The 21,747-nt window shown below is 75.2% G+C and carries 24 protein-coding genes; 7 read left to right on the plus strand and 17 right to left on the minus strand.

The genetic code is table 11. From position 1 onward, the window contains the following. Nucleotides 1–103: 103 nt before the first annotated feature. From ACZ5CZ_RS21470 to ACZ5CZ_RS21510, 9 genes are read right to left on the minus strand one after another with little or no spacing between them, the layout of a single operon-like run. Nucleotides 104–1,522: a PfkB family carbohydrate kinase gene (locus tag ACZ5CZ_RS21470; protein ID WP_468944984.1), complete on the minus strand. Its 1,419-nt coding sequence runs from the start codon at nt 1,520–1,522 to the stop codon at nt 104–106. Beyond that, nucleotides 1,519–2,262 (minus strand): D-sedoheptulose-7-phosphate isomerase, encoded by a 744-nt coding sequence (locus ACZ5CZ_RS21475; protein WP_468944986.1) that lies wholly within the window; start codon nt 2,260–2,262, stop codon nt 1,519–1,521. Before ACZ5CZ_RS21475 ends, ACZ5CZ_RS21470 begins: the two co-directional genes overlap by 4 nt. Further along, nucleotides 2,259–3,491 carry a glycosyltransferase gene (locus ACZ5CZ_RS21480; RefSeq protein ID WP_385841192.1) on the minus strand — a complete coding sequence of 411 codons (1,233 nt, stop codon included), beginning with the start codon at nt 3,489–3,491 and terminating at the stop codon, nt 2,259–2,261. The genes ACZ5CZ_RS21475 and ACZ5CZ_RS21480 overlap by 4 nt, the downstream gene beginning before the upstream one ends. Then, a complete protein-coding gene (locus ACZ5CZ_RS21485) occupies nt 3,488–4,450 on the minus strand; it encodes a glycosyltransferase (RefSeq protein ID WP_468944990.1) in 963 nt (320 codons plus the stop codon). The genes ACZ5CZ_RS21480 and ACZ5CZ_RS21485 overlap by 4 nt, the downstream gene beginning before the upstream one ends. Continuing rightward, the gene (locus ACZ5CZ_RS21490; RefSeq protein ID WP_468944993.1) at nt 4,447–5,457 is read right to left on the minus strand and encodes a glycosyltransferase family 9 protein; all 1,011 of its coding nucleotides are present in this window, start codon (nt 5,455–5,457) and stop codon (nt 4,447–4,449) included. The genes ACZ5CZ_RS21485 and ACZ5CZ_RS21490 overlap by 4 nt, the downstream gene beginning before the upstream one ends. Beyond that, nucleotides 5,454–6,632 (minus strand): D-glycero-alpha-D-manno-heptose-1,7-bisphosphate 7-phosphatase, encoded by a 1,179-nt coding sequence (locus tag ACZ5CZ_RS21495; protein WP_468944996.1) that lies wholly within the window; start codon nt 6,630–6,632, stop codon nt 5,454–5,456. The genes ACZ5CZ_RS21490 and ACZ5CZ_RS21495 overlap by 4 nt, the downstream gene beginning before the upstream one ends. Next, nucleotides 6,629–7,630, minus strand: coding sequence for a glycosyltransferase family 2 protein (locus ACZ5CZ_RS21500; protein WP_468944999.1), 1,002 nt, complete (start codon nt 7,628–7,630; stop codon nt 6,629–6,631). Before ACZ5CZ_RS21500 ends, ACZ5CZ_RS21495 begins: the two co-directional genes overlap by 4 nt. Beyond that, nucleotides 7,627–9,261, minus strand: coding sequence for a carbamoyltransferase family protein (locus ACZ5CZ_RS21505; protein ID WP_468945001.1), 1,635 nt, complete (start codon nt 9,259–9,261; stop codon nt 7,627–7,629). The genes ACZ5CZ_RS21500 and ACZ5CZ_RS21505 overlap by 4 nt, the downstream gene beginning before the upstream one ends. 31 nt (nt 9,262–9,292) lie before the next feature. Further along, nucleotides 9,293–10,294 carry an NAD-dependent epimerase/dehydratase family protein gene (locus ACZ5CZ_RS21510; RefSeq protein ID WP_468945003.1) on the minus strand — a complete coding sequence of 334 codons (1,002 nt, stop codon included), beginning with the start codon at nt 10,292–10,294 and terminating at the stop codon, nt 9,293–9,295. 514 nt (nt 10,295–10,808) lie between these two features. Between ACZ5CZ_RS21510 and ACZ5CZ_RS21515 the strand changes: the two genes are divergently transcribed. Both ACZ5CZ_RS21515 and ACZ5CZ_RS21520 read left to right on the plus strand, forming a co-directional pair. Then, a complete protein-coding gene (locus tag ACZ5CZ_RS21515) occupies nt 10,809–11,456 on the plus strand; it encodes a polysaccharide pyruvyl transferase family protein (RefSeq protein ID WP_468945006.1) in 648 nt (215 codons plus the stop codon). 111 nt (nt 11,457–11,567) lie between these two features. Beyond that, nucleotides 11,568–12,131 carry a hemerythrin domain-containing protein gene (locus ACZ5CZ_RS21520; RefSeq protein ID WP_385841201.1) on the plus strand — a complete coding sequence of 188 codons (564 nt, stop codon included), beginning with the start codon at nt 11,568–11,570 and terminating at the stop codon, nt 12,129–12,131. A gap of 87 nt (nt 12,132–12,218) precedes the next feature. Here the strand turns inward: ACZ5CZ_RS21520 and ACZ5CZ_RS21525 are convergent, their stop codons facing one another. From ACZ5CZ_RS21525 to ACZ5CZ_RS21535, 3 genes are all read right to left on the minus strand, one after another. Further along, nucleotides 12,219–12,557, minus strand: a complete 339-nt coding sequence (locus ACZ5CZ_RS21525; protein WP_468945009.1) for a DUF3040 domain-containing protein — start codon at nt 12,555–12,557, stop codon at nt 12,219–12,221. Nucleotides 12,558–12,667: 110 nt separating this feature from the next. Further along, entirely contained in the window at nt 12,668–13,198 is a 531-nt protein-coding gene (locus tag ACZ5CZ_RS21530) for a MarR family winged helix-turn-helix transcriptional regulator (RefSeq protein WP_468945012.1), read from the minus strand. Nucleotides 13,199–13,301: 103 nt separating this feature from the next. Continuing rightward, on the minus strand, nt 13,302–13,706 hold the full coding sequence (locus ACZ5CZ_RS21535; RefSeq protein ID WP_468945014.1) for a DUF302 domain-containing protein: 405 nt from the start codon (nt 13,704–13,706) through the stop codon (nt 13,302–13,304). 164 nt (nt 13,707–13,870) lie between these two features. Here ACZ5CZ_RS21535 and ACZ5CZ_RS21540 point away from each other — a divergent pair, with 164 nt between their 5' ends. The 3 genes from ACZ5CZ_RS21540 to ACZ5CZ_RS21550 are packed head-to-tail and all read left to right on the plus strand — an operon-like array spanning nt 13,871 to nt 16,370. Further along, entirely contained in the window at nt 13,871–15,235 is a 1,365-nt protein-coding gene (locus tag ACZ5CZ_RS21540; RefSeq protein WP_468945017.1) for an MBL fold metallo-hydrolase, read from the plus strand. A gap of 41 nt (nt 15,236–15,276) precedes the next feature. Further along, nucleotides 15,277–15,627, plus strand: coding sequence for a rhodanese-like domain-containing protein (locus ACZ5CZ_RS21545; protein WP_468945020.1), 351 nt, complete (start codon nt 15,277–15,279; stop codon nt 15,625–15,627). Then, nucleotides 15,624–16,370, plus strand: a complete 747-nt coding sequence (locus tag ACZ5CZ_RS21550) for a sulfite exporter TauE/SafE family protein (protein WP_468945023.1) — start codon at nt 15,624–15,626, stop codon at nt 16,368–16,370. The genes ACZ5CZ_RS21545 and ACZ5CZ_RS21550 overlap by 4 nt, the downstream gene beginning before the upstream one ends. A gap of 15 nt (nt 16,371–16,385) precedes the next feature. Here ACZ5CZ_RS21550 and ACZ5CZ_RS21555 read toward each other — a convergent pair whose 3' ends face one another. After that, on the minus strand, nt 16,386–16,673 hold the full coding sequence (locus ACZ5CZ_RS21555) for a metal-sensitive transcriptional regulator (protein WP_385841208.1): 288 nt from the start codon (nt 16,671–16,673) through the stop codon (nt 16,386–16,388). A gap of 95 nt (nt 16,674–16,768) precedes the next feature. Here ACZ5CZ_RS21555 and ACZ5CZ_RS21560 point away from each other — a divergent pair, with 95 nt between their 5' ends. Further along, entirely contained in the window at nt 16,769–17,356 is a 588-nt protein-coding gene (locus ACZ5CZ_RS21560) for a rhodanese-like domain-containing protein (RefSeq protein ID WP_468945025.1), read from the plus strand. Between the two features lie 200 nt (nt 17,357–17,556). Here the strand turns inward: ACZ5CZ_RS21560 and ACZ5CZ_RS21565 are convergent, their stop codons facing one another. The 4 genes from ACZ5CZ_RS21565 to ACZ5CZ_RS21580 all read right to left on the minus strand — a co-directional run bounded on the left by ACZ5CZ_RS21565 (nt 17,557) and on the right by ACZ5CZ_RS21580 (nt 20,121). Then, complete coding sequence (locus ACZ5CZ_RS21565; RefSeq protein ID WP_468945027.1) at nt 17,557–17,742, minus strand: hypothetical protein; 186 nt, start codon at nt 17,740–17,742, stop codon at nt 17,557–17,559. Between the two features lie 166 nt (nt 17,743–17,908). Next, nucleotides 17,909–18,157, minus strand: a complete 249-nt coding sequence (locus tag ACZ5CZ_RS21570) for a hypothetical protein (protein WP_468945029.1) — start codon at nt 18,155–18,157, stop codon at nt 17,909–17,911. Nucleotides 18,158–18,289: 132 nt separating this feature from the next. Further along, nucleotides 18,290–19,732: an MFS transporter gene (locus tag ACZ5CZ_RS21575; RefSeq protein ID WP_468945032.1), complete on the minus strand. Its 1,443-nt coding sequence runs from the start codon at nt 19,730–19,732 to the stop codon at nt 18,290–18,292. A gap of 68 nt (nt 19,733–19,800) precedes the next feature. Further along, entirely contained in the window at nt 19,801–20,121 is a 321-nt protein-coding gene (locus ACZ5CZ_RS21580) for a hypothetical protein (protein ID WP_468945087.1), read from the minus strand. 310 nt (nt 20,122–20,431) lie between these two features. Between ACZ5CZ_RS21580 and ACZ5CZ_RS21585 the strand changes: the two genes are divergently transcribed. After that, the gene (locus ACZ5CZ_RS21585) at nt 20,432–21,667 is read left to right on the plus strand and encodes a trypsin-like serine peptidase (RefSeq protein WP_468945035.1); all 1,236 of its coding nucleotides are present in this window, start codon (nt 20,432–20,434) and stop codon (nt 21,665–21,667) included. Nucleotides 21,668–21,747: the final 80 nt, after the last annotated feature.

Raw genomic sequence — 21,747 nt, forward strand, 5'->3', positions numbered from 1 at the left:
GCCTTACCGGCGGGGTGGAGGCGCGGTCCGGGGCGCGGCCGCGTGACCGGGACGGGCAGGCGAGCCAGGCAGGGCCGGGCCACCGGAGCGGCGCGGGGTGGGGTCATGGGTTTGGCGCCGGGGTGGGGGTGTGGGCGGCTCGGTGGGCGAGGGTGGTGGTGGAGCGGCCGTCGAGGTAGGGCAGCAGCAGGACCTGGCCGCCCCAGCTCTCCACCAGGGGCTGTTCGGGCAGCATGGTCCGGGCGTAGTCGCCGCCCTTGGCCCAGATGTGCGGGCGCAGGTCGCCGAGGATGCGTTCGGGGGTGTCCTCGGCGAAGACGGCGACCGCGTCCACGCACTCCAGGGCGCGCAGCACCCGGACCCGGTCGGCGACCGGGACGAGCGGGCGGCCGTCGCCCTTGCGGCGGCGTACCGACGCGTCGGAGTTGACGCAGACGATCAGGCAGTCACCGGCCCGCCGGGCGGCCTGGAGCAGGGCGACGTGTCCGGCGTGCAGCAGGTCGAAGCAGCCGCCCGCGGCGACGACGGTGCCGCCCGCGGCGCGGACGCGGGCGGCGGTGCGGAGGGCGTCGGCGGTGGTGTCGCCGTCGACGGCTGCCTCCGCTGGCGGCCCGGACTCCTCGGGCGCGGCGACCGCGCGGGCGCCGCCCTCGGCGACGTAACGGGTGGCCGCGTGCACGCCGGCCTGGACGGCGTCCTCGGTGAGGGCGCCGTCGGCGAGCAGGCCCGCGGCGGCCGAGGCGAACCGGTCGCCCGCGCCGCAGGGATCGCCGGAGGCGGCGGCCGGCGTCGGCACCAGCAGCGGCGTCTCGCCGTACGAGAGGAGCGCACCGCGCTCGCCGAGGGTGACGGCGACGGCCTGCGCCTGCCAGGCCCGTACGAGGGTGCGGGCGTCGCGCGCGGCGGTGCGCAGCCCGGCCTCCTCGCCGGGCCCCTCACCCTCGTCCAGGTGCCGGGCGAAGGCGCGGGCCTCCTGCGCGGAGGGGGTGGCGAGGCGGACGCCGGGCACCGGCGGCCGGCCGCGTACATGGGGGTCCCAGACGATCGGGGCGGGCGTGTGTGCGAGGGCGTCCCGCACGACGTCGGCGGTGCCCCGGCCGTAGTCGGCGACCAGGACGCCGTCCGCTCCGGTCACGGCGGCCACGGCCGCGTCGGTGGCCGCGCGGGCGCGTCCGTCGCCGTCGTCGAGGCGCAGCAGCGGCCGGTCGCCGGCCAGCACCCGGGTCTTGCTGCTGAGCGCGCCGTCCAGCGGCACCTCCACCAGTTCGACCCGGTCGGCGAGGAGTTCGCGCAGGGTGGTGCTGGCCGGGTCGTCGCCGAGGGCGGTGACGAGGGTGACCGGCCGGCCGTCGGCGGCCGCGAGGCAGGCGGCGAGGGCCGCGCCGCCGGGCCGCGAGCTGCGCCGGGTGCCGTGCACGACCGGCACGGGCGCGTCCGGGGCCAGCCGCTCGGCCCGGCCGCACAGGTCGTGGTCGAGCAGGGCGTCGCCGACCACGACCAGACGGGTGTGCGAGGCGTTCATGCGTGTCCCTTCCTGGGGGCCGCCGGGGTGCCGTCCACGGACCGGCCGACGGTCCGGGCGCGGCCGACGAGCCGCCCGACGACACCGGGTTTGCCGTCGGTGCCGTTCGCCTCCCCCGGGCCGGCCGTGCCGCGCTCGACCGCCCGGTCGAAGGACTCGCAGAGCATGTGCACGGCGACCAGGTGCAGTTCCTGCACGGTGGCGGCGACGGGGGCGTCCACGCACACCGTGTCGTCCGCCCCGAGCTGCAACGGATTGGGGGCCCGTCCGGTCAGCGCCCACACGGTCAGACCGAGCCGGTGGGCGCGCTCGGCGGCGGCCAGCAGGTTGGCGCTCGCACCGCTGGTCGACAGCAGCAGGAGCACGTCCCCGGGACGGCCGTGGGCGGCGGTCTGCCGGGCGAACACCTCCTGGACGCCGTAGTCGTTGGCGATCGCGGTGGTGGAGGAGGTGTCGGCGTGCAGGGCGACCGCGGAGAACGGCGGCCGGTCCTCGCGGTAGCGGCCGACGAGTTCGGCGGTCAGATGCTGTGCCTGGGCGGCGCTGCCGCCGTTGCCGGCGACCAGCAGCCGGGCCCCGGAGCCCAGGCGGCGGGCGAGTTCGGCGCCCCAGCGTTCGATGCGCGGGCCGTGCTCGCGGAACGCCTCCAGGGCCTTGGCGAGGTCGTCGCAGTGCGCGCTGTCCTGGGCGGCGCACGGCTCGGCGCGCCGGTCGGTGCGCAGGTGGGCCGCGGCCTTCATCGGACCACCCCCGACAGGGAGCGGACCGGGGACACCTCGCTGTAGACCCCGGCGACCCCTTCGGCGACCCGGTCCCAGGTGTAGTGCGTCAGCACCCGTTGCCGGCCGGCGGCCCCGTAGCGGGCGAGCCGGTCGGGGTCGGCGAGCAGGGTGCGGACGACCGCGCCGAGGTCGTAGTCGTCGTCGGCCGGCACCAGGACGCCGGTGGTGCCGTCCACGACCGTGTCGAGCTGGCCGCCGACCGCGGTGGCCACGACCGGTGTGGCGCAGGCCATGGCCTCCAGCGGGACGATGCCGAACGGCTCGTACAGCGGCAGGGACAGCACCAGGTCGGCGCCGGCCATCAGCCGGGGCATCCGGGCCCGGCCGACCCCGCCGAGCAGGGTGACGCGGTCGAGGACGCCGTACTCGCCGGCGATGCCGTACAGGCGCGCCGCCTCGGGGTCGGAGCCGAGCAGGTCCGCCTCGGGCCCGCCCGCGATGAGCAGTTCGGCGTCGGGGACGCCGGCCAGGGCGCGGATGGCGCGGTCGAAGCCCTTGCGGGGCACGAGCCGGCCGACGGCCAGCAGCCGGCGGCGGGCGCCGGGCGGGCGGGTGCGGCCGGCGGGCGCGAACTGGTCCGGGTCGACACCGCACGGTACGACGCTGATCCGGTCCTCCGGCAGGCCCATGGCCTTCAGCTCGGCCACCTCGTCGCTGCACGTGGCGATGATCCGGGCGCACTCGTGGCCGATGGCCTCCTCGATGGCGAGGCGTTCGGCGGGGCTGGTGTCGGCGGCGCCCTGGTAGCGCTTCTTCACGGTGCCGAGCGCGTGGTAGGTCTGGACGACGGGGATGCCGAGGCCGCGGGTGCCGGTGAGGGCGGCGAGGCCGGACATCCAGAAGTGGGAGTGCACCACGTCGGGCGGGTTCGCCGCCCACTGCCGGGCCAGGAAGGCGCCGAACTCGGCCATGTGGGGCAGGAGTTCGTCCTTGGGCAGGGGTGCGGGCGGGCCGGCGGGCACATGCACCACCTGCACTCCGTCGATGAGGGTCACCCGGTCCGGCAGGCCCGCCGCGTCCCGCCGGGTGTACACCGTGACCCGGTATCCGTTTCTGGCGAGTTGCCGGGCGGTCTGTGCCACGTACACGTTCTGGCCGCCCGCGTCCGGTCCGCCGAGCGCGGCCAGCGGGCTGGCGTGCTCGGAGACCATGGCGACGCGCCCGGCCGTGTGCGGAATGCGGCTCATCGGGTGACCTCCTTGATCAGGCGTTCCCAGTCGTCCAGGAAGCGCCGCTCTCCGTAGCGGGCCTGGGCCGCGGCCCGGGCGGCCGCGCCGGTGCGGCGGGCGTGCTCGGGGTCGGCGAGGAAGGTCCGTACGGCGTCCTCCAGTACGTCGAGGCGGTTCGAGACGACCCCGGCTCCCTCGGGTACCGCCTCCCGCACCTCGGTGGTGTCGAGTGCGACCACGGGCATGCCGAGGAACATGGCCTCCAGCAGGGACAGGCCGAGCGAGGTCCAGCGCACGGGGTGCAGATAGAGGCGGCAGCGGGCCAGCTCGCGGTGGAGTTCGTGCTGGGGCAGGTCGCGGGTGCGGCAGCGGTCGGGGGGCAGTCCGAGGTGCTCGGCGAGTCCTTCGGTGCGCATCCCGAAGACGTCCAGGGGTGCGGACCGGGCGAACCGGGGCAGCAGGTCGGTTCCCGTCGTACGGCCCCTGCGCACGGGGTCGTTGACGACGACGGCGGCGCGCCGCTCGGTGCCGGTCCAGCGGTGGCCGGGGTCGATGATGCCGTGCTCCACGACCTCGGTGGGTGCCCGGCCGTTGTCCCACATCAGCCGGTTGAAGTGGGTGACATGGACGAGGGGGATGCGGGACTGCCCGGCCAGCGGGTGGAGTTGCCGCTCGGCGCTCTCGTCGGGGCTGTTGTGCTCGACGTACACGGCGGGCACGTCCACGCCGGGGCGGCGGCCGGTCCAGCGCAGGGCGAGGTCGGGTTCGTGCGGACGCTGGAGGACCATCAGGTCGATCGGGGTGTCCCGCAGCTCCCGCGGGGTCCGCTCCCGCACGGTGCTCGGCCAGTCCCAGGTGACGGCCCGGCCCAGCCCGTCGGGTCCGCGGTCCTCGGTGACCGGGACCAGGTAGGTGTGCGGGCCCTGCACGAAGGCGGTGAGCCAGGATCCGTGCACGTGCCAGACGAGGATGTTCATGAGCGGCGCTCCTGGATGAGCTTGTGCACCGCGCGCACCACGTCCTGTCCGGTGACCTCGTCCAGACAGGGGTGGCCGGGCACCGGGCAGGTCAGCGCCCTGGTGCCCGCGCACGGCGCCGACTGGTCGCCGAGCAGGATCACGGGGACGCCGTACGGCGCCCAGCGGTCGGCCGGGACGACCGGCGCGAACAGGGAGACGACCGGGGTGCCGACGGCGGCGGCGAGATGGGCGGGGCCGGTGTTGGCGCTGATCACCACGTCGGCCATGCGGAGCACGCCGGCGAGGGTGCGGGGGGTGGTCCGGCCGCCGAGGTCCACGGCCAGGTCGCCGCTCACGCACCGGGTGAGCACGGTCTCGTGGGGTCCGCCGGTGACGACCACGCGGTGCCCGGCGTCGGTGAGCAGGGCGACCGCCTCGGCGCAGCGCCGCGGACTCCAGGCCCGGGCCGGGGCGCTGGCGCCCGGGTGCAGCACGAGGTACGGACCGTTGCCGGTCAGGCTGCCGGTGTCCGGGGGCGGCAGGACGCGCAGCCGGCCGTCGTCGCCGGGCGGCGGCAGGAACCCCATGGCGGCGGCCGTGTCCCGGGCCGCCTCCGCCTCGTGGCGGCCCGGGATCCGCCGGTGGCGGACGTCCAGCAGCCGTCCGGCGTGGTCGACGCTGTCGGCGCCGATCCGGTCGATCCCGGCGAGCCGCAGCAGCAGCGCGGTGGGCAGCGGGCTCTGGTGGAAGGAGGTCAGGATCAGGGCGGCGTCGTAGGCGGCGGCGCGCAGCCGGCCGACCAGGGCGTCGATGTCGGCCGGGATCACCGGGGGCGGTTCGAAGCCCTCCCAGGGGGCCTCCCACACCAGGACGTCGTCGACACCGGGCAGTAGTTGGGCGGCGTCCGCACCGCGCGGGCCGCAGAGCAGGGTGACATGCGCGGAGTGCGCGGCGACGGCACGCACGGCGGGCCCGGCGAGCAGAACGTCCCCGAAGCTGTCGAGCCGGACGACGAGAGACCTCACGCCGACCACGTCCCGGGTATCAGGGGTGCGTGCGTTGCCGCCTGGCCCGTCTCGGGCGCGCCGGGCGGGGCAACTCCCGGAGGCTCGCCCCGGGAGAGGGACCAGCCCGGTGCCGGAGGGCTGTCGGATACGGCGGGCGTGGCGGCCACCGGACGGCCCTCCCGCGAGGGGCGCCAGCCCGGCGTCGGGCAAGCCTCGGGCGCGGCGGACAGGGCAGCTCCCGGGCCTTCGTCCCGCGAGGAACACCGGCCCGGGGCCGGGCGACCATCGGGCGCCGCAGGCGTTCCGGCCCCCGGGCCTCCGGCCCGCGAGGAGCGCCGGCCCGGGGCCGGGCAACCATCGAGCGAGGCGGGTATCGCAGTCGCCGGGCCTTCGTCCCGCGGGGAACACCGGCCCGGGGCCGGGCGACCATCGGGCGCCGCAGTAATTCCAGCCGCCGGGCCGCCGGTGGGCGGCTCAGGCGTCGCTGTCGCCGGGCCCCCGCCCCACGTGGAGCACTGTCCCGGTGTCAGGCGCCCATGGGCCCGGAGGGTGTCGCGCCCATGGGCCCGGAGGGCGTCGCGCCCATGGGCCCGGAGGGCGTCGCGCCCATGGGCCCGGAGGGCGTCGCGCCCATGGGCCCGGAGGGCGTCGCGCCCATCTGCCCGGAGCGCGTCGCGGACCGCGGTGTGGATGTCCGGGGCGGTGACGGCGGCGAAGCGGGTCGTCTCCTCGGGGGCGGTGGCCGCGTTCGGGACGAGGACGGCGCGGGCGCCCGCCGCCTGGGCCGCCAGGACGTCGGCGGCGATGTCACCGATCACCAGGCAGGCCTCGGGCGGGACGCCGAGCCGGGCGGCGGCCGCGAGGATCAGCCCGGGCCGGGGCTTGCGGCAGTCGCAGTCGGCCTCCGGGGCGTGCGGGCAGAACAGCCAGGTGTCCAGGCCGCCGAGCAGCGCATCGGCGCGCGCGTTGACCCGGTGCACCTGCGCCGTGCTGAGCAGACCGCGGCCGATGCCGGACTGGTTGCTGACCACCCCGGTGGCCAGCCCGGCCGACCGCGCCAGGGCGACGGCCTCGGCCGCGCCGGGCAGCAGCCGGACCCGGCCGGGATCGCCGTTGTACGGCACGTCCGCCACCAGGGTGCCGTCGCGGTCGAACAGGACGGCGGCGAGCGGTACGGCGTGGACGGTACTCACTCGGCCGCACCTCCCAGGGGGCCGGCGTTGCGGTGGCGGACCGCTCCGCGCAGCCAGTGCCGTACGGCGAGCGGCGGGATCAGCACGCTGGTGCCGAGCATGCCGGCGATCTCGCGGGCGGTGCGGGGGCCGGGCAGGATGCGGGCGAGGGCGAACTCGGCGGTGCCCAGCGTCCACAGGGCCGCGCAGGCGGTGGCGGTGCGGCGGCGGCCGGCCAGGGCACAGCCGGCGGCGGCGAGCGCGGCGCCGGTGACCATGACATGGCGGGGCAGCCGGCCGCGGGGTGCCTGGGCGCGGGCCCACCAGTCGCGGCCGTGCAGGCGGTTCATCAGCGCGTCGTCGGCGTTGCCGCGTTGCGCGGGCAGCGAGGCCCACCAGTGGGCGGGGCGGACCGGGTGCCGGGTGACCCGGGTGCCGCGGACCAGCTCCCAGCCGGCCCGCTGGATGCGCAGGGCGAGATCGGCGTCCTCCCGGAAGGCGCGGGGGAAACGTTCGTCGAAGCCGCCGACGCGGGTGAGCGCCCGGGTCCGGTAGGCCATGTCGGCGGTGGCCCAGGCGGCGTTCTCCAGGCCCTTGGTGGTGCGTTCCCAGTCGGTGGGCCGGCGGTCCAGGGGCAGGGGGACACGCAGCTGCCCCTGGATGCCGCCGACGTCCTCGCCGGCCGCCCGCAGGTCCGCGGCGAGCAGCCCGGACCAGTCGGGCAGCACCTGGACGTCGTCGTCGAGGAAGACGGTCCAGGGGGTGCGCACGGTCCGCCAGCCGGCGTTGCGGGCGGCGGCCGGTCCGCGGCCGCCGGTGCGCAGGGTGCGGACCCGGTCGAGCAGCTGCCCGGCCTGCTCCAGCGGCAGGTCGCCGTCGGGCGCGGGCCGGTCGTCGACGACGACCACCTCGTGCGGGGGGTGTGCGGTGGTGCCCTCGGCGAGGGCGCGCAGGCACTCGGCGAGGCAGGGGCGGCCGATCGTCGGGACGACGACGGTGTAGGCGGGCGCGTCGGTCATGCGAAGGCCTTTCCGCGCCGGACCGCGAACGGGCCGAGGACCAGCAGGTCGACCGGTGCGGAGCCGAAGCACTCCAGGGCGTCCCGGGGGTCGTCCACCATGGGCCGGCCGGCGGTGTTGAGGCTGGTGTTGACCACCACCGGCAGCCCGGTGCGCCGTTCGAAGCCGTCGATCATCCGGGCCACCAGCGGCTCCTGGGCGCGGTCGACGGTCTGGATGCGGGCGGTGCCGTCGACGTGCACGACCGCCGGGATGCGGTCCTTCCAGTCGGCGGCCACCTCGTGCACGAACAGCATGTGCGGGCTGGGCAGCGGCCCGTCGAAGATCTCGGCCGCGCGTTCGGCGAGCACCATGGGCGCGACGGGCCGGAACTCCTCGCGTCCCTTGACCGCGTTGAGCCGCTCCAGGTTCACCGCGTGCCCGGGGTGGGCGAGCAGCGAGCGGTGCCCGAGTGCGCGCGGCCCGTACTCGCTGCGCCCCTGGAACCAGGCGACGATCCCGTCGGCGGCGAGTGCCTCGGCGGCCGTCTCGGCGATGTCGGCGGGCTCCTCGTACGGTACGGCCGCCCGCTCCAGCCAGGCGCGCAGTTCGTCGTCGCTCCAGCCCCGGCCGAGCGCCGCGGTGGGCATCGGCTCCAGGGTGTCCTTCTGGCCGGCGATGTGCGCGGCCGCGCCGAGGGCCGTACCGGCGTCTCCGGCGGCGGGCTGGACCCAGATGTGCCGGAAGCCGCTCTCCCGCCACAGCCGGGTGTTGGCGACGCAGTTGAGGGCGACTCCGCCGGCCATGACCAGGGCGTCCTCGCCGGTGCGGGCGCGCAGCCAGCGGGCGAGGGCCAGCATGGCCCCCTCCAGGCAGAGTTGGGCGCTGGCCGCGAGGTCGGCGTGGTCCTGGCTCCAGGTGCCGCCGGGCGGGCGCGGCGGGACGAGGTCGGCCCAGGGCACCGGGCGGGCCCGGAAGCCGCCGTCGTCGCCGGCCTCGACGTACGCGCGCAGCCGGCCGGCGAAGCGCGGGGTGCCGTAGGAGGCGAGCGCCATCACCTTGAACTCGTCGCTGCTGCGCAGGAAGCCGAGGTGCTGGGTGAGGTCCTCGTAGAACAGGCCGAGGGAGTCCGGGAGTTGCTGGGTGGCGAGCACGGTCAGCTCGCGGCCGGCGTAGCGGCCGGCCAGGTGGGAGCCGCACTCGCCGCGGCCGTCCAGGACCAGGACGGCGCAGTCCGGGTACGGCGAGACGGGCCCGGCGGAGGCGGCGTGCGCCACGTGGTGCGGGACGAAGCGGACCTTGGCGGGGTCGAGTCCGGGCAGGGCCTCGGCGAGGAAGTCCGGGGCCTCGCGGGCGTAGGTCTGGCGCAGCTGGTCCCAGGGGTCGTGCAGGCCCATCTCCTCGGCGGGGCGGGCGAGCGCGGGGTCGTAGGAGTAGGCGACGGCGTCCAGGTCGGACGGGGTGAGGCCGGCCTGCTCCAGGCACCAGCGGGCCGACTGCTCGGGCAGCTCCCAGGCGGAGAAGGGTACGGGCCGCTTGCCGTGTTTGCGGCGCGAGAACCGCTCTTCCTCCGCCGCCGCCACGACCGTGCCGTCGGTGATCAGGGCGGCGGCCGGGTCGTGGAAGAGGGCGTTGATACCGAGGACGTGCATGCGCTGTCTCCTGGGCGGCGAGGGGGCGGGGTCAGGACCGCGGCACCGGCTGGCCGTCGGGCGCCGGCGGCTGCTGGGCGGCGAAGTAGGCGATGGTCTGCTTCAGGCCCTCCTCCCAGGGCACCTGCGGCGACCAGCCGAGCAGCTCGCGTGCGAGGGCGGTGTCGGGGCGGCGCCGGCCGGGGTCGTCGACGGGCCGGTCGACGAACGCGATCGGGGAGCGGGAGCCGGTGAGGGCGACGACGCGCCGGGCCAGCTCGGCCATGGTGATCTCGTCGCTGCCGCCGATGTTCACGGGCCGCACGGACCTGCTCTGGGCCACCCGCAGGATGCCGTCGACGGTGTCGTCGACGTAGCACAGCGAGCGGGTCTGGCTGCCGTCGCCGGTGACCGTGAGGGGTTCGCCGGCCAGGGCCTGGCAGATGAAGGTGGGCACCGCGCGGCCGTCGTGGGCGCGCATGCGCGGCCCGTAGGTGTTGAACAGCCGCACGATCCCGGCGTCGGTGCCACGGGTGCCGGCGTGGGCGGTGACCAGGGCCTCGGCGAAGCGTTTGGACTCGTCGTAGACGCTGCGCGGCCCGATCGGGTTCACGTTGCCCCAGTAGCCCTCGTGCTGCGGGTGCACCAGCGGGTCGCCGTACACCTCGGAGGTGGAGGCGAGCAGGAAGCGGGCGCCGTCGCGGGCGGCGATCGCCAGCGCGTTGCGGGTGCCGAGGCTGCCCACGTCCAGGGTCTCCAGGGGCAGCCGCAGATAGTCGGCGGGCGAGGCCGGGCAGGCGAAGTGGAGGACGAGGTCGTACGGCCCGGTGAGCAGCTCGGCGCAGCCGGTCGCGGAGACGTCGCAGTGCACGTACCGGAAGCCCGGCCGGTCCTGGAGGTGGGCGATGTTCTCGCGGCGCCCGCAGGCCAGGTTGTCGGCGCAGTCGACTTCGACGCCTGAATCCAGCAGCCGCTCGCACAGATGCGAGCCGAGGAAGCCGGCGCCGCCGGTCACCAGGGCGCGCCGCCAGGAGAACGGTGTGTCACCAGTCATGGGAGCTGTTCCTTACGTCCGCGTCGCCCGCGGCGTCCGCGTGGTGCCGCGCCTGGTCGGCGCCCCTGTCATGGGCGTTCGGCGCGTGCCGCGTCCGCGGGGCCCGATGTCGTCGGCCCGCTCGGGAAGGGAGAACACCGGGGCCGGTCCCACAGATTCTCGAGGACCGCCCGGGTCGGCCGCCGCTGGCTGGACGGCACTGGCAGCTGAGTTTCCCTGCCAGTTGGTTTCACACGTTGGATTCTAATTGTCCGCAATGCCGGGTACTCGCGCGACTCCGGAGATCTCATAGCACGGTGGAGAGGGTCATGCACGACGACACCGCGGCGGCGGTGCTGCGCAGGCTGTGCGCGCCCGGCCGGACCCGCAACGGGTGCTGCTGACCGGCTGGTTCGGCTTCCGGGACGGTGGCGCAGGCGCTGACCCGGGGGGGCATCCGGTACCACCCGGTGTCCCGGCCCGCCTTCCGGCCCGGCGCGCTGTCACCGGAGACGGCGCGACCGGGGCGTACGGCGTGCTGCTCTTCGTGTGCGGTCCGGTGCACGGGCCGCAGGTGGCCGCGCTCCATGACGGATTCAGGACCTGTCGGCGACTGGCGGCCGGGGTCTCGGTCGTCGATCCGGCGGATCCCGCGGTCACCGGTTTCCACGAGATCCTGGCCCGGGACGGCACGTCCGCCCCGGCCCGGCCCGACCTCGCCGCCGGCGCCCCGGTGGGTCCGCCGCCGCCGGTGGCCGGCGTGGTGTTCTCGTCCGGGCAGGGCGAGTACGGCGCCCGCGGCCGGCACGAGGAGGTGAACGCGCGGATCACGGGCCGGCTGGCCGGCAAGGACTGCGCCCGGGTCGCGGCCGACACCCGGCCGGCCGCGGGCGACTGGCGGCTGTGCGGCACGGCCGAGCAGTTCCTCGCCCTCGTGTCCCGCTTCGACGTGGTGGTCACCACGCGGCTGCACGGCCTGGTGCTGGCGCTGCGCACCGGCACTCCGGTGATCGCCGTGGACCCGGTGGCGGGCGGCGCGAAGGTCGGCGCGCAGGCGCGGACGCTGGGCCGGCCGGCGCTGATGGAGGCGGGGGCGCTGGACGAGGAGGTGCTGGACCACTGGTGGGAGTGGGCGCTGTCGGAATGCGGCCGGACGGCCGCGGCCCGCCACTCGATGCGCTGACCGGCGGCGGGAGGGCCGTGTAGCGGGCCGTACGCGGGGCACTCGGCGCGGCGACGGCGGGCCGGTCACGGCCCGCCGTGATGCCCCGCAGATCTCGCAGGAGGTAATGACATGGGTCACGGCGGAAACGTCATCAATGAGCTGACCACCGACCACCGTGAGGTCGAGGAGCTCTTCGGCCGTATCGAGGCGCTGCCGCCCGGCTCCCCGGAACGCAAGAACCTCGCCGACCAGGCCACGATCGAGCTGGTGCGGCACTCCGTCGCGGAGGAGGCCTATCTGTACCCCGCGGTGCGCGAGCATGTACCGGGCGGGGACGCGCTGGCCGACAAGGAGCTGGAGGATCACGCGCAGGCCGAACAGATCATGAAGGATCTGGAGGGCTGCCAGGCGGACGACCCGCGGTTCGACACGCTGATGACGCAGCTGATGCGCGAGATCCGGTCGCATGTGCAGGACGAGGAGCAGAACCTCTTCCCGAGGCTGGAGTCCGCCTGTCCGCCCGACGCGCTGATGGACCTGGGCGACAAGGTGCGCCGGGCGAAGAAGACCGCGCCGACCCGTCCGCACCCGTCGGCGCCCGACACCCCGCCGGCCAACAAGCTGCTGGCGCCGGGGGCGGGCCTGGTCGACCGGATGCGGGACGCGCTGAGCGGCCGGGGCAAGGAGGGCTGAACGCGCCCGTCCCGAGCGTCGACACACCCCGGCGCCCGCCTGCTGGAAAAGCGGGCGGGCGCCGGGGTGCATCAGGCAGGGGTGCCGTCACGTCCAGGGGGTGACGCGGTCGGTGGAGCCCGGCCGGTGCCGGGCCGCCCGGCACAGCAGCCGGAACGCCTGGCAGAGGGTCATCGGCCACAACACCGCGAAGCACCACAGGAGCCCGGCGTCCGAGGTGCGGACGCCCATGACGGCGACGAACAGCGAGGCGACCGCCAGCAGCGCCACCGCCAGCGGCAGCCAGACCTCGCGCCGTGCCGCGCCCATCCGGCGGGCGAACCCGCGGTCCCGGCTCAGTTCCGCCTCGATCAGCACCAGCGTCAGCCGCTCACGCGACGACAGCGGTACCTCGTCGCGCATCTCCCACATCTCCCAGTCGTCCACGGCGACGGCACCTCCTCCACCGGTCGGCGTTCCGCCCGTTCCGGACGCCGAGTTCCCCACCGGGCACCGGCCGAAGCGGCGTGCCGGGGGATGGCGGACGCGGTGGCCGTTCAGGCCGGCGGCGTGCCCTCGCCCGGTTCGCCGAGATGTTCGGCGAGTTGGAAGAGGGCGGGCAGCGCGTCGGCGATGGCCGCCCGGGCGGTGTCGTCGAGGGCGGCGAGCGCCGCGTCGATCCGGCGTTCGTGGGCGGTGGTCCAGGCGTCGAGCTTCTCCCGTCCCGCGTCGGTGAGGGTCACGACGGAGGCCCGGCGGTCGGCGGAGTCGACGTCCCGGGCGACCAGCCCGGCGGTGATCATCTGACCGATCAGCCCGCTGACCGTGCTCACCGCCAGGCGCCGCCGGGACGCCAGATCGCTGATCCGCGCGGGCGAGTGCTCGCCGAGCACCTGCAACAGCTCGACCTGCGCCATGGGCAGGGTCTCCCACGGGTAGTCGGTGCGGATCGAGGAGCGCAGCGCGCGCCGCAGCCGGGTCACCGCCTCGGTGAGAAGACGGGCCTGCGGCTCCCCGCCCCCGGGGCCGGGCGACGAACCGCCGCCGGGAGAAGGCGAGGAGACGTCGGTACGGGGCTGCGCGGACATGCGGCAAGCCTAGCCGTGCCGCCGACCCGCCCGGCCCGGCTGTCCGCGGCTCGGACGGCCGGTGCGTCCGCCGTGCCGGTGGGTGTCGTGCGTACGGGGCGGCTCAGTGCCCCGGGTCGGCTGCGGTGAGTGCGGCCAGGGCGGCGTCGAGGCGGCGGGTGGCCTCCTCGGCGACCGGCCGGAGCGCGTCCAGTCCGGTCAGGCCGACCATCGTGTCCGGGTCCAGGGCCTGTACGGCGGTACCGTCGCCGTCGGTACGGACGACCACGTTGCAGGGCAGCAGCAGGCCGACGGTGCGGTCCGCGTCCAGAGCGCGGTGGGCGAGCTGAGGATTGCAGGCGCCGAGGATGACGTAGTCCTCCATGTCCTGGTCGAGCTTGGCCTTGAGCGTCGCGGTGACGTCGATCTCGGTGAGGATGCCGAATCCCTGGGCGGCCAGGGCCTCCCGGACCCGGGCGACGGCGGTGGCGAAGTCGGTGTCGAGGTGGACGCTGCGGTCGTAGCGCATGACCTGGCCTTTCTGTGCGGTGCGGAGCTGTGCCGTACCGGTCCGCGGTGTAGATGGGTACCCGACACCGGACCCAAAATACCCCCCGGGGTACTCATGCTACTGTCGAATTAGATACCCCCGGGGGTAATTTTTCACCGGATTCACCGGAAGGGAGCACTCCCGTGTTCTTCATCGACACCATCGAGATCGCTGGGCTCGGCAACCGCAGCTATCTGGCCGGCGGTGCGCACAGCGCCGTAGCGGTCGACCCGCCACGGGACATCGACCAGGTGATCGCGGCAGCGGCACGGCGCGGGGTGCGGATATCCCACGTGGTCGAGACACACCTGCACAACGACTACGTCACCGGCGGCCTGGAGCTGGCCCGCCTCACCGGCGCCGCCTACCTGGTGCCGGCCGCGGCCGAGGTGTCGTACGAGCGGACCCCGGTGCACGACGGCGACCGCACGGAGATCGACGCGGCCGCCGCGCTGACCCTGCGCGCGCTGGCCACCCCCGGCCACACCCCGCACCACACCTCCTACGTCCTGGAGGAGAACGGCACGGCCGTCGCGGCGTTCACCGGCGGCTCGCTGCTGATCGGCGCGGTCGGCCGGCCCGACCTGGTCGAACCCCGGCTGACCCGGCACCTCGCCCGCGCCCAGCACGCCTCCGCGCACCGGCTGGCCGCCGAACTGCCCGACGACACCACGGTGCTGCCCACGCACGGCTTCGGCAGCTTCTGCTCCTCGGGGCGGGCGGAGGGCGAGGCCACCACCATCGGCAAGGAGAAGGCGTCCAACGCGGCCCTGACCCGGGACGTGGACACCTTCGTCGCCGAACTGCTGGCCGGGCTGGACGACATCCCCGCCTACTACGCCCACATGAGCCCGGCCAACGCCGCCGGGCCCGCGCCCGTCGACCTCACCCCGCCCGCCGTCGCCGACGCCGAGGAGATCGCCGCCCGGCTGGCCGCCGGCGAGTGGGTGGTCGACCTGCGCGACCGCGTCGCCTTCGCCGCGGGCCATGTCGCGGGCTCCTTCAACTTCGAGGCCGAGGGACAGCTCGCCACCTACCTGGCCTGGCTGATCCCGTGGGGCAGGCCGGTGACCCTGCTCGCCGAGTCACCCGGGCAACTCGCCGCCGCCCAGCGCGAGCTGGTGCGCGTCGGCATCGAACGTCCGGCCGCCGCGGCCACCGGGGAACCGGCGCGCTGGGTGCGCGAGGGCGAGTCCCTCGCGTCCTTTCCGCGGGCCCGCTTCGCCGACCTCGCGCGCCACTCCGGGCACGGCGTCGTCGTCCTGGACGTCCGCAGGGACTCCGAGCGGGCGAACGGCTTCATCGAGGGTTCGGTGCACATCCCCGTGCATGCGCTGCGCGGGCGCCTCGGCGACGTCCCCGAGGGGCAGGTGTGGGTGCACTGCGCGGGTGGCATGCGCGCCGCCGTCGCCGCCTCGCTGCTCGACGCGGCCGGCCGGGGCGTCGTCGCGGTGGACGACTCCTTCGACGCGGCCGAGCGGGCCGGGCTCGCCGTGCGGACCCCGTGACCGGGCGCGCGGAGCACCCGGAGCGCACAGGAGTGAGAGAGATGAACATCTTCCGAGGCCGCGGCGGCCCCGGGCACGCAACCGTGCAGGAGGCGGCCGACCGCACCGGGCATGCCGCCGGGAGCGACGGCACGGCCGTACTGCCCGACGTCCGCGAACCCCACGAGCGGCAGGCCGGGCGCGCGCCGGGTGCCGGTGCCGGGCTGCCGTCGGTGGCGCAGGCCGGGCCCGTCGCCGTGATATGCCGCTCGGGCAACCGGTCCCGGCGGGCCGCCGGACTGCTGCACGCGAGGGACATCGAAGCCGTGGACGTCGTCGGCGGCATGCCGGTCCGGGCCGCGGCGGGACTGCCGACGGTGGACGGGGACGACAGGGCAGGGACCGTCACGTGAGCGCGGTGGTGCTGGCGCTGGTGGCGGGGGCCGTCATCGGTCTCGCGCTCGGCGCGCTCGGGGGCGGCGGCAGCGTCCTGGCCGTCCCCGCCCTGATCTATCTGCTCGGCTTCACCCCGGTCGCGGCCACCACCGCCAGCCTGGTCATCGTCAGCGTCACATCGGGCACCGCGCTGTTCGCACACGCCCGCGACGGCCGGGTCCAGTGGCGTACGGGGCTGTTCTTCGCCGCGGCCGGGATCGGGCCGGCGATGCTCGGCGGGGCGCTCGCCGGGCGGCTGCCGGCCGCCGCCCTGACCGTGGCCTTCGCCGGGGTCGCGGTCGCCGCCGCGCTCCCCATGCTCCGGCGCCACCCGGCGCCCGGAGCCTCCGCGCCGGTACGGCCGGGGCGGGCGGCGGCGGCCGGTGCCGGGCTGGGCACGGTCACCGGCGTCCTCGGTGTCGGCGGCGGCTTCCTCGCCGTCCCCGCGCTGGTCAACGTGGTCGGCCTGCGCATGCGGGCGGCGGTGGGTACCAGCCTGCTGGTCATCAGCGTCAACTCGCTCGCCGCGCTGGCCCTGCGCGCCGGTACGGCGAGCGGCCTCGACTGGTCCCTCATCGGCCCGTTCGCCGGGGCGGCGGTGCTGGGCGCGTGGGACGGCAAGCGGCTGTCGGCGAAGCTGCCCGGAGCCGCGCTGCAACGGGTGTTCGCTCTGGTGCTGCTGGCCGTGGCCGGGTTCATGCTGGTCGACGCGGTGGTCTGAGGCCCCCCGCCGGCCTCACGCCAGCGACAGGAAGAGCTTCTCCAGCCGGGACCGCATCTGCTCCGAGTCCTCCCCCGTCTTGCGGCCGGACTCGATGTCCGCCACGCACTGCTGGAGCCCGGTGGCGATGATCGCGAAACCGGCCCGGTCGAGTGCCCGCGAGGCCGCGGCCAGCTGGGTGACGACCTCCTCGCAGTCGCGGCCCTCCTCGATCATCCGGATCACCCCGGAGATCTGGCCCTGCGCCCGGCGCAGCCGGTTCAGCACCGCCTTCAACGACGCACCCTCAAGCTCCAGTTCCACGATCACTCCTCCACAGCAATACCCCTAGGGGTACTGTACGTCCCGAATCGGGACGACGACGACAACCTCCGGCCCTCACAAGGATCACAGCTGTCATGACACCTCCCGTCACCCCCGGCACCCTCACCACCGACCAGGCCCACGAGCGACTGCACGAGCTGACCGTCATCGACGTACGCACGCCCCGCGAGTACGCCTCCGGCCATCTGCCCGGTGCCCTCAACATCCCCCTGGACCGCCTTCGCCGCGCGCTGCCGGAGATCCGGCAGGCGGCCCGGCGCGGCGAGGTCCTCACGGTGTGCGCGTCCGGCGCCCGCTCCGAGAACGCCTGCCGCATCCTGGCCGAGCAGGGCGTACCGGCCGCCACCCTCACCGGGGGCACCAGCGCGTGGGCCGCCGAGGGGCACGATCTGCACCGGCCCGCGGCCTGCCCCACCCGGGCCGGCTGGAGCATGGAACGGCAGGTCCGCTTCACCGCGGGCACGCTGGTGCTGCCGGGGCTGCTCCTCGCCCTGCTGGTACACCCCGCCTTCGCGTTGCTCTCGGCCGGTGTCGCGGGCGGCCTCGTCTTCTCCGCCCTCACCGACACCTGCGGCATGGCGGTCCTGCTCGGCAAGCTCCCCCACAACCGCCCCCGCACGGCCGACCTGGACGCGGCACTCGCCGCACTGCGGGCCCGCTGAGAGCCGCCCCGCACGCTCGGGGCGCCGCCGGTTCGACGGCGACCGCGGGGTGCCGTTCGAGAGGGTTGTGGCCCGTGCAGTGCGAGGCGACTGCCAGCAGTGCGGCGCGGCGCCGGTCGTCGCGTTCCGGCGGCGGGACCGCCACGACGCGCATGGAGGCGACACGGGGCGGGCGGCGCCGGCCATGACGAACTCGGTGCTCACCCGGAGCCCCGCGCGCGGCAGACCGTGAGGTCGAGGCAGCGGCCGGCGCGGAAGGCGAGGCACGCTGCCAGGGCGGCGGCGAACAGTGCGGTGGGGGTCGGCCCCGTGTCCGGGCCACCCGCCTCGGGGTGGCCGGCCGGCCCGGAGGCGGTGCCCGCGGACATCGACGGCGCAGGCGTCACCGGCGACACGGGTGGCAGCGAGCCGGTGTACCTCGGCGCCGTGCGGCTGGGCGGTTGCGCTCTGCGGTGGGACACCGGTCGCGGCCGGGCCTCTTCCGCCGGCGGCAACGAGAGACGGGCGGGGTACGACGGCAGGCCGACCGGCGCTGCCCCGCGGCCCCGCGCGTCAGCGGTGGTCGTCGGCGGCTTCCGCCACTCCGAGGAGCAGCCGGGCCAGGTCGCGTGCCTCGTCGGGGGTGAGCGCCGCCCACACCCCGGGCTCGCCGCCGCAGTCCTCGCCCACGTCCAGGGTGATCCGGCCGACGGCCCGGTCCGGCAGGCCGAGGTGGAGACGTCGTACGGCGATCCTTCGCCCGCACGTGGTCACGAGGTGTTCCTCGGCCGGGTGCGGCCGGTCCGTGTGCGCCGTTTCCATGGGTCCCACGCTCCTCCACCGGTCGTCCCGGCGGCCGCCGGACAGGACGGCCCCCATACCCCTGTGGGTACAGCCGGGTACACAGAGCAGCGCCCGGGGCGCCGGAATTGTTCCCGTGCGACGGTCCCGGGCTCACACGCGGCGAGGGCGGCCGCCCGGGCTCAGCCATGCCGAGGCGACGGCCAGGGCGGAGGCCGCCAGGAGGGTGCCGGCCGCCCATCGCGCGCCGTGCTGCCCCCCACCGCCCACCAGGTGCAGGGCGAGGGTGACGAGGGCGACGCCGAGCGCGGTACCGAGTCCGCGGGTCATGTTGAGCAGCCCCCCGCCGGTCCCGGAGCAGCGAGCCGGGATCGCACCCATGATCATGGCGTTGTTGGCCGGGGTGAAGGTACCCAGCCCCAGCCCGGTCAGCACCAGCAGGGGCACCAGCCAGCCCGTGGTGAGCGGTACGACCAGCAGCGCGGCCACCGCCAGGGCGAACAGGGCGGCCCCGGCCAGGCACCGCTCGCGGTCCGCCGACACGGACGGCAGCAGCCGGTCGGCGCCGGTCGCGGCCAGCGCGAACCCGGCGGGCAGCGCCGTGAGCACCAGGCCCGCGGTCAGCTCCGAGGAGCCCCGCGCGGTGAGCACGACCGGCACCAGCACCAGCGGCCCGAACAGCACCAGATAGCCGCTCAGCGCCCCGAGCAGCCCGAACGCCACCGCCCGCACTCGCAGCAGGGCCAGGTCCAGCAGCGGCGCCGCGGCCCGCCGCTGCCTGCGCACAAAGGCCCAGCCGGCACCGGCGGCCGCCGCGAAGAGCAGGGCCACGCCCCAGCCGGGCACCGCGAGGCCGGAGGCCGCGGACACGCCCATCAAGGCGCTCGTGCTGGCGACCGCGAGCAGCAGCAGCCCGGGCCAGTCGAAACCGGCGGCCTTCGTCCGGGCCCGGGTGCGCGGCAGCAGATAGTGGCCGCTCACCAGGGCGATTAGGCCGACCGGCACGTTCACCCAGAACACCCATCGCCAGCCCAGCGTCGACACCAGCACCCCGCCGACCGTCGGTCCCAGCGCCAGTCCGAGGGCCTGGGCGGCGGCCTGCACACCCAGCGCGCTGCGCATCCTCCCGCGCGGGGCGCTGGTGGTCACCAGGGCCACGCTGTTGGCCTGCATCAGGGCCGCACCGGCCGCCTGGACCACGCGGAAGGCGACGAGCGCGAGCAGCGTGGGGGCGAGGCCGCAGGCGGCGGAGGCGAGGGTGAAGACGGCGAACCCGTACAGGTACAGCAGCTTGCGGCCGTGCGCGTCGGCGAGCCGGCCGGCGGGCACCAGCAGCGCCACCAGGGTGAGCAGATAGGCCAGGGACACCCATTCCACCGCCGCCAGCGAGGTGTGGAAATCGGTGCGCAGGCTGCCGTACGTCAGCGTGACGATGCTGGCGTCCAGCTGGCCCATGAAGGCGCCGAAGCAGACCGTGCCGACGGCCAGCCACCAGCCGTTGGGCCGCGACCTTATCCCTTCGGGCCGCGGCCGCTCGGCGGTGAGCAGTGCGGCCCAGCTCCTGGTGGGCGGGTGGGGACTCGTACGGGTGGCCATACCCCCAAGATTACAACGGTCACCGAAATATTCTGCCAGCGACCTATCCGCCTCCCCGGCAGCCGCCGCTATGCACCCGCGGGGCCGTCGAGGAAGCGCAGCAGTACGGCGGCCTCCGCGCGAAGCCGTGCGGCCCGGTCGGCGTGCGCGGGAGCGGTCAGGTGCGCCGCGGCCGCCAGCCGCTCGGCAGCCTCGGCGCGCACGACGTCCACCACGCCGCGCTCGCTCAGCTCGCGCCGCGCCGCTTCGGTGACGCCGACACCGACCGGCGTGTGCTCGAGGGCCGAGCCGCGCGGCCCGGCCTCGTCGACGGGCACCGCCTCGGCGTTGTCCAGCGCGGCAAGGGTCGCACGCAGAGCGCTCACCGCGGCCTTGTCACGGGCACGCATGGCTTCGGGCAGTGCTTGACGCATACGAAGACGCAAAGACATTCCGGTGACCCTAGGACGTCACCCCCGGACCCACAACGCAATACCGGGGCCCGCGGCCTCCAGGACGCACGCCCCGACTCACTCCCCTGACACCCCGTAACCATGCGGGCGGTCCGAGGTGACGTCATGTCACGGAAGGATTTCGGTCATGTAGCTCTTGTGTACGGCCGTCCCCCCATGATCTTTCCGCGTCCGCGCCCGTGCATAGTGGGGTGGCTCCAGCCAAGCCGGAGCATGACAAGAATCAGCCACAGGGGGACCCAGCTCCATGCCATTCATACGCCGCCGCGGCATCGCGGCCGCCGCCGCCGTGATCGCCGCGGTCATGGTGACCACCACGGCCTGCAACAACAAGGACAGCGAGGGTGCCAAGGCGTCCGCCTCGTCGTCGCAGGGGGCGGGCCAGAAGGATCCGGGCGTCGACACCGGAGAGGACGGCGGGACGTCGCTCGGCGGCTTCAAGCTGCCGGCCGGTGTGCCCACCCAGCTGACCGGCCAGGCCATGCAGAAGTGGAAGAACGGTGGCTGGAAGGACTTCAGCCACTGGAAGTCCCGGGCCGAGGATTTCGCCAACCCGTACATCAAGGACTTCTGGACGCCGGAGCGGGTCGCCAAGGCCGCGGCCAGCATTCCCGGGGTCACCGTGGCGCGCAACACCAGCACCGGTGGCGGCCGCCGCACGTACATGTACGCGCCCGACGGTCTGGTGAAGCGCAAGGCCGCCACCCGGGTCGCGACGACGTACCACCACTACGCGGCGCCCGTCGGCAAGCTGTTCTTCAGCACGCCGCAGGGTGACATGGTGTGCTCCGGTGCGGTGGTCACCGACCCGGCGCACCCGGGCAAGTCCAACCTGGTGTGGACGGCAGGGCACTGTGTGCACGCGGGCAAGGGCGGCGGCTGGTACCGCAACATCGCCTTCGTTCCGTCGTTCGACAACACCGGCCGGTACAACATCAGCCAGGCCGGACAGAACATCCGCTCCAGGGCCGTCTCGCCCTACGGCATCTGGTGGGCGGACTGGGCCACCACCTCCGGGACGTGGATCAAGGGCGGCGCCCACGAGGGGACGGTGGCCTCGGCGTACGACTACGCCGTGATCCACGTGAAGCCGGAGAGTGGCCACAAGTCCCTCCAGGAGAGCATCGGTTCGGCGCTTCCGGTGTGGTTCAACGCCCCGGCCGCCAACAAGATCAAGAACATGAAGGTGCGCGGCTACCCCGCGGAGTCCCCGTACGACGGCTCGAAGATCTACGACTGCCGTGGCGCGACCAAGCGCGCGGTGCTCGGGTACAGCTACCCCAGCTCGTACCCGGCGCAGTACATGATCGGCTGCACGATGAACGGCGGCGCCTCGGGCGGCCCCTGGTTCATGAGCCACAACGGCCGTACGTACCTCGTCTCCAACAACTCCCTGAGCGACCGCCGGACCTACGTCACCGGTCCGCGCCTCGGCGCGAACGCCAAGGAGGTCTACCTGGCGACCAGCCGGAAGTTCCGGTAAGCCGACGCGGGGGGGGGGGAGGGGGGGGGGGGGGGGGGGAGGGGGGGGGGGGGGGGGGGGGGGGGGGGAGGGAAGGGGAG

The organism is Streptomyces sp. NPDC031418 (assembly GCF_055581605.1).

Bases quoted from the DNA above. Each gene is read 5' to 3' on its own strand.
- ACZ5CZ_RS21545 (WP_468945020.1), top strand. From the start codon at position 15,277: ATGAACATCTTCCGAGGCCGCGGCGGCCCCGGGCACGCAACCGTGCAG.
- ACZ5CZ_RS21570 (WP_468945029.1), bottom strand. From the start codon at position 18,157: ATGGAAACGGCGCACACGGACCGGCCGCACCCGGCCGAGGAACACCTC.
- ACZ5CZ_RS21470 (WP_468944984.1), bottom strand. From the start codon at position 1,522: ATGAACGCCTCGCACACCCGTCTGGTCGTGGTCGGCGACGCCCTGCTC.
- ACZ5CZ_RS21500 (WP_468944999.1), bottom strand. From the start codon at position 7,630: ATGACCGACGCGCCCGCCTACACCGTCGTCGTCCCGACGATCGGCCGC.
- ACZ5CZ_RS21535 (WP_468945014.1), bottom strand. From the start codon at position 13,706: ATGCGCTACGACCGCAGCGTCCACCTCGACACCGACTTCGCCACCGCC.
- ACZ5CZ_RS21505 (WP_468945001.1), bottom strand. From the start codon at position 9,261: ATGCACGTCCTCGGTATCAACGCCCTCTTCCACGACCCGGCCGCCGCC.
- ACZ5CZ_RS21510 (WP_468945003.1), bottom strand. From the start codon at position 10,294: ATGACTGGTGACACACCGTTCTCCTGGCGGCGCGCCCTGGTGACCGGC.
- ACZ5CZ_RS21585 (WP_468945035.1), top strand. From the start codon at position 20,432: ATGCCATTCATACGCCGCCGCGGCATCGCGGCCGCCGCCGCCGTGATC.
- ACZ5CZ_RS21520 (WP_385841201.1), top strand. From the start codon at position 11,568: ATGGGTCACGGCGGAAACGTCATCAATGAGCTGACCACCGACCACCGT.
- ACZ5CZ_RS21475 (WP_468944986.1), bottom strand. From the start codon at position 2,262: ATGAAGGCCGCGGCCCACCTGCGCACCGACCGGCGCGCCGAGCCGTGC.
- ACZ5CZ_RS21575 (WP_468945032.1), bottom strand. From the start codon at position 19,732: ATGGCCACCCGTACGAGTCCCCACCCGCCCACCAGGAGCTGGGCCGCA.
- ACZ5CZ_RS21485 (WP_468944990.1), bottom strand. From the start codon at position 4,450: ATGAACATCCTCGTCTGGCACGTGCACGGATCCTGGCTCACCGCCTTC.
- ACZ5CZ_RS21480 (WP_385841192.1), bottom strand. From the start codon at position 3,491: ATGAGCCGCATTCCGCACACGGCCGGGCGCGTCGCCATGGTCTCCGAG.
- ACZ5CZ_RS21580 (WP_468945087.1), bottom strand. From the start codon at position 20,121: ATGCGTGCCCGTGACAAGGCCGCGGTGAGCGCTCTGCGTGCGACCCTT.
- ACZ5CZ_RS21530 (WP_468945012.1), bottom strand. From the start codon at position 13,198: ATGTCCGCGCAGCCCCGTACCGACGTCTCCTCGCCTTCTCCCGGCGGC.
- ACZ5CZ_RS21560 (WP_468945025.1), top strand. From the start codon at position 16,769: ATGACACCTCCCGTCACCCCCGGCACCCTCACCACCGACCAGGCCCAC.